Source organism: Mycobacterium sp. NGS41, assembly GCF_059812725.1.
The window spans coordinates 68,562-80,631 of the sequence record NZ_JCALDF010000025.1 but is presented as its reverse complement, the minus strand read 5'-3'; the positions used below and the strand labels follow the sequence as shown (position 1 = coordinate 80,631).

Sequence of the window (12,070 nt, the reverse complement as noted above, 5' to 3'; positions counted from 1 at the left end):
TTGGTGCGCATAGTCGAGCGCCTTCGCGGCCTGGCCGACGATGTGTACCGCGCGCGCCGGCGTCATGGTTCCCGAGCGCAACGCCTTGTCGGCGTCGATGCCGTCGACAAACTGCATCGCAATCCATAGGTGGCCCTCGCCGGTTTGGCCACGGTCATAGATCGACACGATGTTCGGGTGATCCAGCCGCGCCGCGAGATCCGCCTCCCGGACGAAGCGGGCCCGGAAGTCGGGATTGCCGGACAGCTGCGCGCTGAGTACCTTCAGCGCGTCATGGCGCGGAAGATTCGGATTGGCGGCCAGATAAACCGCACCCATGCCGCCCGAACCCAGCACCCGCTCAATCCGGTAGCCCGCCACCACCGATCCGACGCTGAGCATTCCCATCGAGGTCTCACATTATCGGGCGCGGCTACAGAGGGATTTTCGCGGCGATGGCATTGAGGATCTCCACACCTTTTCTGTCGAGGCTGAGATTGCAGGCACCGACATCGATGAGGACGTTGTTGCGCGCGGCAAGGGCGCGCTGACATCCGACATAGCTCGTGTTCTCTTTCGAGGTCGACAGGACCAGGGTGCCGTCGGGGGTTGTCAGCGGGCTGAAGGTCCACCGGTGGGGCGTCTCGTTCGGAAGGGTTACCGTAAACGTTCGCCCCGCGCATGCCGACCATTTCTGGTGTTGATTGGCGAGCACCTTCTGGGCGGTGTCAGCGGTCGGGAAGGCAATGAGAGCTTGCTGCACAGCTTCGGGACGGGTGGGATTCTGCAGGAATTGGAACTGCGAACCGATGGCTCCGGTGTTGGCGTATGCCGTTCCGTCAGCAGGTTCGTAGGGGCCGCTGCAGTCTTTTGCGGAGATGTAGGGGGAGCCGTCGACAAAGGTGTCACTCGACGATTCGGCGACTGCCATGTTCCGGGTTCCCATGATTGTGGTGATTTGCTCGGCGGGCAGCAAGAAGCCGCTGAGCGCCGAAACGGCCACCGGCGGCCCCGGTGGCCCCGTGGTGGTGGGCGCCCGACTCGACGGCGAGCCTCCCGAAGTCGGCGTGGCCGATGTCGACGGGGATGCGGCGCGCGGTGGCTGCGATTGCACGGTCAACGTCAGCGCAATGGCCGCTGCGGTAACGGCTGCGGTGATGGCCGTGGCCGTGATCACGATCCGGCGTCGACGTCGCCGCCTGTTCGGCTGCGGGGGTGGTCGCAGGACGCCGGGCGGTGGGGGTTGCCAGGTGTAGGAAGGCGGGCCGGACGGCGCCGCCATCGTTCGGGTCCCGACGGGCTGCCACCACTGAGGGCCGGTTGAGTCCGTCGGGCGCAAGTACGAACTGACCTGGCCGCTCGAAATCGGTTGCCATGGAGCAGTAGTGGAGCCCACCGGATCACCGAGTGCGGCCGTGGCAGCCGCCGCAAGCTCACGACTCGAGGAAAAGCGGCGCGCCGGATCCTTGGCCATCGCGGTCGCGATCACCGCGTCCATGCGCGGCGATAACCCCTGGGCCCACTCACTGACCCGCGGCGGCGGGGCCTGCAGGTGCGCGGCGACCACCGCGGCCATGCCGTCGAACCACGCGAACGGCGCCTTGCCCGTCAGCAACCGAAACAGGGTGCACCCCAACGAATACTGGTCTGAGCGCCCATCAAAGGGGAGGCCGCTGAGGACCTCCGGCGATGCATACGACAGCGTCGCCAACACCGACCCGGTGCCGGTCAACCCCACATCACCAAGCGCGCGGGCAATCCCGAAGTCCCCCAATAAAACTCGCTCGTCGGGCCCGATCGGACCCGACAGCAGAAAGTTGGCCGGCTTGACGTCCCGGTGCACGACACCACGCTGATCGGCGTAGTCCAGCGCCTTGGCGACCTCGCCAACGATGTACACGGCACGCGCCGGCGTCATGGTGCCGGACCGCAACACCTGGTCCGCGTCAGTGCCGTCGACGAACTGCATCGCAATCCACAACTGGCCCTCATCGGTTTGCCCGCGGTTATAGATCGAGACGATGTTGGGATGGTCCAGGCGGGCCGCGACATCGGCTTCCCGAACGAACCGTGCCCGAAAATCCGGATCCCCGGACAACTCAGCGTTGAGCACCTTGAGCGCGTCGTAGCGGGGAAGACTCGGATGCGCGGCCAGATAGACCTCACCCATGCCGCCCGAACCCAATACCCGCTCGACCCGATACCCCCCGACCACCGATCCGGCGCTAAGCATGCCCTAGCCCGCACCAAATGCATCGTGGGACTGACCGTCCCTTGGACGAGCTAGCACGGCGATCACCTGTCCAGTATGGCGCTAGCGTGGGTCGGTCGGGTCGCCGTCGACGACGACCCGGGCGCGCGCGACGTCCTCGTCCGACTCGCCTCCGCCGCCGCGCGCCGCCATGCCCGCCGGAGCAAGCGGCATCGGGGCACCGCCCATGCCGGTTGTGGTTGTGGGGCTGCGCATTTCGGCGGCATTGAGCACGCCGGCGCGCAGGCCGACGGGTCTGCCGCCGGTCTCCGGCTCGAAACTACTGGTGGGCCGCGTGTAGCTGGTCAGACCAGCACCGGGGAAGGCTCCCAGCCCGCCGGCGCCGCCAGCCGACGCGCCGCCCACACCACCCACGGCTCCGCCGCCGGCCAGCACCGGTTCGGCCACGGCAGCAGCCGCATTCGGCCCCGCAGCCGCGGGGAACATGCCGGCCATCGATTGCAGCATCGTTTGCGGCAGGCTGGTGAAGCCCTGAAATGACTGCATCGGCGCCTGAAGCACCTCTTTAAGCGGTTCCGCCGCGCTTGACATCATCGAAATTGGCTGCTGCACGAGGGAACTGAGGTGGCCACTCGCATCGGCGGGCGTTGCTGCCGTCTGCCCGACGGTCTGGGTGACCTGAGTCGACGCCTGCATCGCATTGGTCATGCCAGTCTGTCCGGCCGCCTGCCCGACAGCTTCTGCGGCCGCCGCGGGCGCAGCCGGTGACGCCCCCAGTGGGGCGACAGGCGGCGGCAGGCCCAGTTCGGTGACCAGCGCGCCGATAACGCCGGAATATGTCCAGCCGCGAAGTGAATTGTGCGGCCAGTGCACACCGAAGTACTCGGTGTCGCGTTCGACGATCGCGGGGGTGTTTTGACCGAAGAAGTTGGTGGCGTTCAGCACGGTCCATTCGTCCCGGTTGGTCTGCGAGACCACTGACGGGATGACCGAGGACTGTGCGATCGTGAAGGCCTCCACGGCAGCCTGTGTGACGCTGATCTTGTGCGCTGTCCAGCCGACCAGCGTCTGCAATCCCGCGTTCAGCCCGGTTGCGGCGACCATCGAAGCAACCGCGCCCAAACCCTGCCATTGCGCGGCCGTGGCAAGGGTGTTGACCGCCGAAAGACCCATCGACAGTTCCTTGTTCGCGGTCTCGGTGACCCACACCAGGTTGTTGGCCATCACCGAGGCCGCGCTGCCTGCCTCGAAAATCGCCGCGATCAGCTCGGGCGGCCCTGTCCACCTCGGGTCGGCCATGCTGTCCTCTTACAGCAGGCCCGCGTTGATCGCCTCGACGGCGGTCGTGGTGCCGGCGGCCATGCCTTGCGCACCCGCGAAGGCGGCGCGCTGCCCGACGTGCTCGGTCGCGGAGCCAAGGTAGGCCGCTCCGGCGGCGTTCAGCGCGGCGGCGAACTCGATGGAGTCTGCGTCGGCCGCCATCGGCAGAACACCGGTGAGCGCCGCCGCGCCGGCCGCGGTAGTAGCCGCCATCTCCTCGCTGATCCCGGCCTCGGCAGCTGCCGACAAATCGACGCCGTCCGGAATCATGCTGAACAAGCCACCCATATATCGATCTCCCTTGTTTGAAGGCCCCGCTGGAGCTGTCTGAGTTTAAGAAGGGCGCTGCACGCTGTCGAGTCAGGTTGTACGACTGCGGCCGCTTACTATTCCGGTGCTCCGACCAGCACTCCTTCGATCGCGCCGTCGGTGGTGACCAGCAGACCCCGTCCGGGGGGCAGCTGCTGCGCGCTTATCCGGCCGAACACCTTCACGGCTGCCGGGTCGTTGTCCATGAACAGCGTGGGCGCCCGCGAACTGGTCATTTTCTGCAGGAATGGGTTCGTGACCGACACCCCTGCCCAGTTCCCGGGTAACCGCGAGGCGATCACGTGCAGCCCGATCTCCCGGCTGCGTTCGATCAATCCCCATAACGGCGCCGTCGCCGCGTTCTTGCCGATGACGCCGTGCGGCCGCAGCTCCTGCTCGTCGTCGATCAGCAGAAAATGGTGCGGCCCTTGCCAGGTGCCCCGGTTCAGCAGTTCTTCCTGACTCAAACCTGACGGCGGCAGGCGGTCGCGCATGATTTGCGCCAATCCCTCGATCACCTCGTCGACGTCGTCCTGGGTATAGGCGTACGCACGCACATGCGGACCCCGGATCTTGCCGATCAGCGACGTCTTGGGATCGATGATGCTGATCTGCGCCTGCTCGGGGCTGAAGCGGCTGGCGATTGCCTGGCCAACGGCGGCCAACGCTGTGGTCTTCCCGCACAGCTGGCGACCCACGACGAGCAGGTTGGGCACCATTCGGGTGCCCAGCGCCACCGGTTGCAGCGCACTCTCGCCGATCGCGAACGGGACGTTCAGCGGGTCGGCGCCGTCGGCGGTGTCTGCGAAGGCGGCGAGCACCTGGCTGAGCTCGATCCGCTCGGGCAACCGCGCCAACCGCTCCACCCGGCCGGCGCCGGTCAACTCGGCGATCAGCGGGCCGATCTCGCGGGTAGCCACGCGTCCACCGGTGGCCGCGCTGATCTCCGGCACCCCCACCAGCAGCTCATAGCCATCGCGCGTGACCCCGAACCCAGGCCTGTCCAGCGTGTTGCGGGCGGCTTTTCTGCGCTCGAAGCCTTCGCCCATCTGCGTTTCGTCGGGATTGCTCAACCGTAGCTGGATGCGTGCGTTCGACACATTGACCAGCTGCTGCTTCTGTCCGACCAACCACGCGGTGGCGCTGGTCATGACGTGCACCCCATACGACAGGCCCTGGCGGGCGATCGCGATCAGTCGGTCTCCAGTGACGGCGTCCTTTTCGTAGAGATCACTGAAATTATCCACGACGAGGAAGACGTCGCCGAATTTGTCGTCCGGATCGGTCGGGCCGACCCCGCCGGTACCGAAGCGCCGATCCCGGAATTCGGAGATGTCGATCTGGTAGCGCTTGAACGACGCCTCGCGGGCGAGGATCACTCCCTCCAGCGAGGCGATCGTCCGCGACACGCCCTCGCGGTCGGTCTGGCTCACCACAGACGCCACGTGCGGCAACTCCTCGACCGGGTACAGCGACGCCCCGACGCAGAAGAACGTGACCCGCTCAGGCCGGTACATCAGCGCCGCCGACGTCATCAAGGTCATCAACGTGGTGGACTTGCCGCGCTGGGCGGTGGCGACCACCATGATGTTGTCCATCTCCGCGTCGATTGCATGCACTCGTTGAGTGTGCTCGTCGGGGATGTCCACGATCCCAACGGGAAACACCAGCCCGGGGTTCTCCCCGTAGTCGACATCCCACGGCTTGCCGCGCCAGCGCGCCACCAGCGCATCCACTGGTTCGCTGACTTCCAGAGGCGGAAGCCAGATCTGATGCGGCGGGCGCGCGGGGTGCGAGACGAGCGACTCCCGGATCACGTCGACGAGCTTCTTTTTCCGGAATCCATCGGCATGGAAGAGAAACTCGTCGGGCTCTTCGGGTTCGTCGGCCACCGCCAGAGCCGCGCTGTCGGTTTCACTGAGCGGCTGGTACGCCCACGTGTACGACCGTGGTTGGGAAAAGCTCACCGCCACAGTCTTGTCCACGTTGACCGCACGTTTGGGCACCACGAACGGAGCCGACACGTAGAAGCACCTGAACTGCTCGAGGTCGCGCGGTCCGACTTTGAGCAAGCCGTATCCGTTCTCTTTCGACGGCAGATGCAGCGCCGAGTCACTACCGATGACGTCGCGCGAGTCCTCTGCGGTTTCGGCGCGTAGTGCGACCCGAAAGGCGATATTGCTCTTGACTTTACTTAACGAGGAGAGATCCAGCCGTTGGCCACCGAGCGTAAAGAAGACGTTGCAGCCGCGACCTTCCTGCCCGATGTGGATGACGAGATCGATCCACTCCGGATGGTGGATGAACAACTCGAGGTACTCGTCGATGATGACCAGCAGAATCGGTACCGGCTCCAGATCTCTTCCGGCGAGCCGCATCTCCTCGTACTCGTTGGCATCACGAGCACCCGCATCCTTGAAAAGGCGGTAGCGCCTGGCTATCTCGCCATTGATCGCCTTGCGCATCCGCTCGGCCAGGTGGCGGTCATCCTTGCCCAGGTTGGACAACGAACCCGCGACGTGCGGAAAACCCTGCAGATCTTGGGCCGCCGATTCGAACTTCATGTCGACGAAGATCACGATGAACGTCTCCGGGGAGTGTGTCAGCGCGATACCGCTGCACAGCGACAGAAAGTACTCCGACTTGCCCGAGCCGGACGTTCCGATCACCACAGAGTGAAACCCGTAGCCGCCAAAGTCCTTGGCGCGCAGTATCACATGCTGCAGCTCACCGCCCTGCCGGACGCCGACGGGCACCATCGCCCACTTGTGGTCACCGCGGCCACGGCTATCGGCCCAGAGCCTGTAGACGTCGAGTTCCCGCGGATCGGTGATACCGAGTGCCCGCAGCAGTTCACCGCCCTGGCTGTCGGTCTCAGAGAGGTCTCCTGCGCTCATCGGTGACCAGCGGGCCAGCGCCCGCGCGTATCGGTTGGCGGTGCTCTCGGCGAGCATATCTGCTACGGCGTAAAACGTTTCGCGATGTGTGAGTCGGCCTTCGCGCAGCGCGAACCGCTGGTTGCCGTCAAATCCGACGCCGACCCCGCCCCGTGTCGCCAACCGCAGCACCGTGATGCCGGCCATACCCTTCTGCCCCGTCACGCCCTCCCATTGCTCCGGCGTACCGACGTTGTCGTCGACGATCACCCAATGCGGTCCCAGGGTTGGGCCGCTCAACGGCTCCATGGGCGACGGCATCGACGTCGGGCTGCTTCCGACCGGCGGGGTCCACGGTCCCCGGCTTTTGCGGTGCAACTCGGCATCGAGGGCTTCTTCCAACTCCGTGGGAGACGCAAACACCAACCGCCGCAGTCCACATGCGTCGAACATCTCGTCGTGCTGATTGTGCGGCAGCCACACCAACCAAGACCACGACTCGGGGTGGCGGGTGACCACCATCAGCTTGAGATCGTTGGGGCTGTGATAGACCGCGAGCGAGCACAATACCGACCGCAGCAGGCTGTGCAGGTCGCTCAGTTCTTCGCCGATGAAGCTGAAGCCGGGACTTGACCGCAGACTCAGCACCTTGCCGATCCCGCGAATCTTGCTCTGCTCGAGTATGAAATCCCTTAGGGCGCCGCCGGTTACCGGCTCTAGTTCTTCGCCGACAGGAACGTCGGGCCATTGCAGCGACACCGCCGATTCGTTGGCTTGCTGCACGCCGATACCGAGGCGGACGTCGAGGAAGTCCGAGTCGCCGGGCCGCCGCTCCCACATCCGCGGCCCGCCGATGACCGTATCCAGTCGCTGCGGATCAGCGTGCACGAACAGCTGGCCCCGGCGCTGCTCTTGGGCCGCGCGCTGCACTTCGTCGCGGTCCTCGTCGAGCTGGCGCAGGTAGCTGCGGCGCTGCTTTTCTTGCTCCCCCCAACTGATCCGGCGGGCTCGTCCGAAGCGTCCGCTGAACATCAGCGTGCCGAATCCCACCAGGCCGATCATCGGGAAGAACCCGGACTGCAAGGATCGGATCCCCGACGCGTACATCACCACCAGCGTGCCGATGATCCCGACCAGCAGCGCTGGAAGCGCGATCATCAGCAGGATGTTTCGCGGCTCGCGTTCGGGCAGTGCCAGGGGCGCGCCGATGGCGATCCGCACCGGCGGGATGTTCGGTGGCGGCTTGCGGCCGGCGCGGACGAACCCTCGTTTGGACATGTCTAACCTCCGACGTTCTGCTCGTTGGGCTCCGGAATGGGCGCCACAATTCCGCCCCCGGGGAGGGTGTCGCGGGCCACCAGCGCGGCGTCACGGCTGATCGCGGGTCCCCGCGCGAATGTGCGGACCATCGGCCAGGGCGCTTGCGCCGCGTGGTGCGGATCCATCCCCAGTGCCTGCAGAGTCCGTTGATCCGATTGGATGCCATACCGAACTCCTTGCGGTGAAACCCAATACAGGCTCTCTCGACTGCCGGCGGCGACAACGCCGCTCGTCGTCGCGACGAAGTTCGCCGCACCCGGCAGCACCAGTGTCTGGTTGGCCTCCGCCGAATCGGGATCGCGTTCGTCGCGAACCAAGCGCACCACGTGAGAATCCATGCTGATGGGCACCGGCAGACCGCGCCCGCTGAAGACGGTCATTCTGGCCTGTGGGTCACCGGATTGCTTCTCCCAACCGACGCAGGTCACCGGATTCGCCGATGTATCAATGAAATCCAGTTTTCCGGATGGGTAGTAGTCGACGTTGAGGACATCGACAACCGGAATGTGTATCAGCTTGTCCGGTGCGATCAACGTCGGCGTTGTCGAACCCTGCGAATCACCGGTGCGCAGCAGGTCCGCGACGAAGCCGCTGATCTTCTGCACACCGCCGGGCAGCAGTACGTAGAACCCATTGACAACGCCGTTGGCATCGCGGGTTTCCAGGACGCTGCCCACCCTGGCCCCGGAGGCCTCCGGTAACCATTTCGACGGTGTCCCGGCATCCGGAATAGTCGGTAACACAAGGGGTTCCGTTGACGGCATGGCGTCGAACAGGGCATTGGACATTTCGACCGGATAGGTCACCCCGGGATCGAGACCGAGATTGAAGGTCACCGACCGCTCGGTTGGGTCGATCCGGGACCGCTGCCCTCGCCAGATCACGTAGGTCGCGCCGCGGTGAGTCGCCAGGATCGCCTGCGTGGGACTCATCGCCGCGGCCCGACCGAACGGCGAGAGTTGGCCCGCGATAGATGTCACCACGGCACCCGTCCCGTTGCCCCGGGTGGCCGCCCCGTTGGTCGAGGTGTCGCAGACCGACCACGCCGATACGGCATTCGGCGTGACCGGCAGGCTGTCAGGCGCACCGGGAATGCCGATCGTCGGTCCGGTCGGGAATTTGGCGATCTCACCTGCCTTGACCCAGGCCGGGGTGGCCGCATTGCCTATCGCCAATCGCGCGGATGTCAGGTTGAGCGCGGGGTAGAGGCGCCCATTGATCTTCGCGTACACCGCGCCGGTATCGCGGTCGCCGATAATCGCCGATTCACCGATCAGACCGGCGGGTTTCATGATGTGCAGTAAGGCCATCCAGCCGACGCCGATGAGAACGAGCACCATCGACAGTGCCACCGCCGCTTGCTGTTTGCGATCGTCGTGCTTCATGCGCACGGAAAACCTCGTGATCGCAGCACGCAGCCGCCGGTTGTAGAACAGGTGCCCCGAATTCTGGTCCCGGTTGGACAGATTAAGTGGCACTCTCATTCTCCTTTCGGCAGGGTTTTTCGCCCGGCAACCAATGCGTTGTCCCGTGCTACATCGCCGGGCTGCATCGGCGCCGGCGTCAGCGTAGTTGGCCGCCGTACCTGGTTTGGTTCTCGGCTTCTGCCTCTTCGCGCAGTGCTGCGATCGCGAGGTTCAACCTGTCGGTCAATTCCCCATGTGCATATCCGGTCATCACGTCCGGATGCAACGTCAATTTGAGCAACCGACCGTCGGAATTCGCGACGGCGTGAATATCGCCCAGGTCGACGCTGTATGTGACGGTTTCGGCCTGCGCGACAAGGGCTTCCCACTTGTCAGCAGCCTCGCTGAGCTCACGCAGAACTGATTCGACGAGATCTCGGTCCTTCCGGTCACCCAGCTCGATGCGACCGTCCGACCCCGACACGATGACAGTATGTCGACCGCTCCCACCAGCGTCAATTCAAGGTCTGGCTTCGCTCGCCAGGCTCACGGAGTTGTCTGCCACCGGCTGGCCGGTGGGGCGTCGAGCGTCTGGAACCAGGACAAATGGTAATTCGCAGATATCGGGTCTCCGGTGACCATCCCTTCGGTGGCCGCCAACAACAGACAATTGAGCAAATGCGCGTGATCGACATCGGGATATTGGGCCAGCAGTTGCTGATGCGCGGTATCGAGATGTACTCGTAGCAGGTTGATTTCGTCGTCGACGACGCCCGTCCCCGCCGCGGCGGCCCGCGCCAACGTATGCACCATCCGCGGCAAGCCATCGCGCCAGTGCGTAGCCTGGCCCAGGTCCCATCCCAAATCATCGACCGGCGGCAGTTCGCGGGGCTGCACCGATGATGGCGTCTCGGCGAAGTCGGCCGGCCAGTCCAGGGAGTCGCCGGGCGCGTAGGTCACCACGCGCAGTGTGTCGCCCAGCAAGGCCGAAACGTTGCCGGTGCGCTGTTCGGGCATCAGCAACCGCACGCCTGCCGGAAGGGTGATGCCCGCCGGTATCCAGCCCTGCGCGAGGTCAGTGACCAGCACCGTCCGGCCGTCCGCGTAGTCGCCGACGGCCCAGTTCAACCTGGGTTCTTGGCGGACCACAAACGCGAGCAGCCGCTGCAATCGTTTGCTGTCGGACTCGGCATCGACCGTTGGAGCGGGTTCCGGGCGGGCCTGTGGTGTCGGTTGCTGCGCGGCCCGCACCACGTCCGGACTGACGGTGATCTTCGTCGCTCGACTGGGGGGTGGCGGGGGTTCTGGGTCCCTGACCGCGGGGATGACCTGTGTCTTGTCGACGTAAGTGTCAGTACCGGCGGGATCCGGTGCGGACCGCGGCCCCACGTGACGGGTGGGTCCCCGGCCGGCCATCGGGCGTAAATGGCGCAGTGTCGACTCGACTCGTCGCACAGCGCGGGCGCGGGCCTGGTCAATCACACGGGCCTCTTCTGCCTGGCGGACCGGATCAGCCATGCCGGCTCGCCTGACCGTCTTCAACCGGTCATTGGCGCCCCGGGCGATCCGTTGCAGGTCGTCCCTGAGATGGTCTGCGACCGTTTCGTTTTCGGCCGTGATCGTCGACAGCTCAGCGGGCCAAAGCCCACCTATCACCCACGGAGTGCAATCGATGGGAGGGCTGAATGCCGGAATCGTGAGGGATTCCTGCGCCGCTCTCCGTAGGCGCTGACGCGCCGTTTTCCGACCGAAGATCGCCACCGGCCAAGCGTACCGGCATCTTCGGTGGCTGCCGCAGCCGGTGAATTGTGCGCCCGTTACCGCGTGGGTAGCGTGTGGCCATGGCTGATTCTGCGCTGCAGCAGCAACTCGACGAGGTGCGGGCGCTGCTCGTCCGCGCACGAGAGTTGTTCGGCGCCAATCCGATCGAGCCACCCGTCGATATCATCCCCGATCCTGACGCCGCCAAGACCTGGTTGATTTGAGCTTCAGCTGCCGCGACGGCGCAATCTGTGCGCCAGCAGTTTCTCGATCGCGGCGTCGAGATCGTGCGGGTTCGGAACCTCCGCGGACGGGGTGTGCCCGGCCGCCACGATCTCGTCCCGCACTTCCAGTAGTGCCTTGAGGCACGACACATCGGCGGTCAGCAGGATGCCCCGCGCCAGGGTCGCCGCGTCGGTGTCCATCGCCTCGGCGCTCAGCGCGACGCTGTGCATATATCCGCCGCGACACGAGCGGACCAGGATGTGTCCGCTCGGATGAACGGTGTCGAAGGCGGGATTGGCGTCTGTCATCGACCGCCGTCGGCGACGCCGCCGAGGTTGCGTGCCGCTTCGTGCTCGTGCTGGTCCCACGCCGCCGCCGTGATCTTGAGGTTGCGCGCCAGATCGGCATGGTCGTCGGCCTGTTGCTCGTAGCACTGTCGTCTGAGTTCCAGCAGTTCGCGTCCGGCGTCGCGAAGCTCGCCGAAGATCGGTCCGAGTGAGTCCAGGCTCTCCTGAATCGCAGCATGCGCGGACGGCACGGTCCGCAAATAGTCGGAGATCTGCTCGTGCTGAGCAGCAGCTGCGCGCAACTGCGCGGGCACCACGTGGACTTGATCAGCCATCCGTTGCCTCCTTCTTTTCCTGCGCCGGTGGTGAGATCGG

General features: G+C 65.4%; 11 protein-coding genes. 1 reads left to right on the top strand and 10 read right to left on the bottom strand.

Translation table 11 applies throughout. The features are described from left to right. From AC5Y21_RS19945 to AC5Y21_RS19910, 8 genes are all read right to left on the bottom strand, one after another. Positions 1-381 (bottom strand): protein kinase domain-containing protein (locus AC5Y21_RS19945; protein WP_499914932.1); only part of this gene is annotated, 381 nt, incomplete at its 3' end. Positions 382-412: 31 nt separating this feature from the next. Continuing rightward, positions 413-2,212: a serine/threonine-protein kinase PknH/PknJ gene (locus AC5Y21_RS19940; RefSeq protein ID WP_499914924.1), complete on the bottom strand. Its 1,800-nt coding sequence runs from the start codon at positions 2,210-2,212 to the stop codon at positions 413-415. A gap of 81 nt (positions 2,213-2,293) precedes the next feature. Continuing rightward, positions 2,294-3,490 carry a PPE domain-containing protein gene (locus tag AC5Y21_RS19935; protein WP_499914923.1) on the bottom strand — a complete coding sequence of 399 codons (1,197 nt, stop codon included), beginning with the start codon at positions 3,488-3,490 and terminating at the stop codon, positions 2,294-2,296. A 9-nt stretch (positions 3,491-3,499) separates the two neighbouring features. Further along, the gene (locus tag AC5Y21_RS19930) at positions 3,500-3,799 is read right to left on the bottom strand and encodes a PE domain-containing protein (RefSeq protein WP_499914922.1); all 300 of its coding nucleotides are present in this window, start codon (positions 3,797-3,799) and stop codon (positions 3,500-3,502) included. Positions 3,800-3,897: 98 nt separating this feature from the next. After that, a complete protein-coding gene (gene eccCa / locus AC5Y21_RS19925) occupies positions 3,898-7,974 on the bottom strand; it encodes a type VII secretion protein EccCa (RefSeq protein ID WP_499914921.1) in 4,077 nt (1,358 codons plus the stop codon). Between the two features lie 2 nt (positions 7,975-7,976). Further along, positions 7,977-9,494 (bottom strand): type VII secretion protein EccB, encoded by a 1,518-nt coding sequence (eccB, locus tag AC5Y21_RS19920; RefSeq protein WP_499914920.1) that lies wholly within the window; start codon positions 9,492-9,494, stop codon positions 7,977-7,979. Positions 9,495-9,579: 85 nt separating this feature from the next. After that, complete coding sequence (locus AC5Y21_RS19915) at positions 9,580-9,909, bottom strand: DUF2710 family protein (RefSeq protein WP_499914931.1); 330 nt, start codon at positions 9,907-9,909, stop codon at positions 9,580-9,582. A gap of 59 nt (positions 9,910-9,968) precedes the next feature. After that, positions 9,969-11,183 carry a DUF5631 domain-containing protein gene (locus AC5Y21_RS19910; RefSeq protein WP_499914919.1) on the bottom strand — a complete coding sequence of 405 codons (1,215 nt, stop codon included), beginning with the start codon at positions 11,181-11,183 and terminating at the stop codon, positions 9,969-9,971. Between the two features lie 80 nt (positions 11,184-11,263). On the opposite strand from AC5Y21_RS19910, the gene AC5Y21_RS19905 reads away from it, so the two are divergent. Next, entirely contained in the window at positions 11,264-11,407 is a 144-nt protein-coding gene (locus AC5Y21_RS19905) for a hypothetical protein (protein ID WP_499914918.1), read from the top strand. A 3-nt stretch (positions 11,408-11,410) separates the two neighbouring features. On the opposite strand, the gene AC5Y21_RS19900 is transcribed toward AC5Y21_RS19905, so the two are convergent. Next, positions 11,411-11,716 carry a DUF2694 family protein gene (locus AC5Y21_RS19900; protein WP_499914917.1) on the bottom strand — a complete coding sequence of 102 codons (306 nt, stop codon included), beginning with the start codon at positions 11,714-11,716 and terminating at the stop codon, positions 11,411-11,413. Then, positions 11,713-12,030, bottom strand: coding sequence for an ESX-1 secretion-associated protein (locus tag AC5Y21_RS19895; protein ID WP_499914916.1), 318 nt, complete (start codon positions 12,028-12,030; stop codon positions 11,713-11,715). Before AC5Y21_RS19895 ends, AC5Y21_RS19900 begins: the two co-directional genes overlap by 4 nt. Positions 12,031-12,070 lie beyond the last annotated feature (40 nt).

Coding starts and splice junctions, on each gene's coding strand:
- AC5Y21_RS19940 (WP_499914924.1), bottom strand. CDS start 2,212: ATGCTTAGCGCCGGATCGGTGGTCGGGGGGTATCGGGTCGAGCGGGTA.
- AC5Y21_RS19935 (WP_499914923.1), bottom strand. CDS start 3,490: ATGGCCGACCCGAGGTGGACAGGGCCGCCCGAGCTGATCGCGGCGATT.
- AC5Y21_RS19900 (WP_499914917.1), bottom strand. CDS start 11,716: ATGACAGACGCCAATCCCGCCTTCGACACCGTTCATCCGAGCGGACAC.
- AC5Y21_RS19905 (WP_499914918.1), top strand. CDS start 11,264: ATGGCTGATTCTGCGCTGCAGCAGCAACTCGACGAGGTGCGGGCGCTG.
- AC5Y21_RS19895 (WP_499914916.1), bottom strand. CDS start 12,030: ATGGCTGATCAAGTCCACGTGGTGCCCGCGCAGTTGCGCGCAGCTGCT.
- eccCa (WP_499914921.1), bottom strand. CDS start 7,974: ATGTCCAAACGAGGGTTCGTCCGCGCCGGCCGCAAGCCGCCACCGAAC.
- AC5Y21_RS19930 (WP_499914922.1), bottom strand. CDS start 3,799: ATGGGTGGCTTGTTCAGCATGATTCCGGACGGCGTCGATTTGTCGGCA.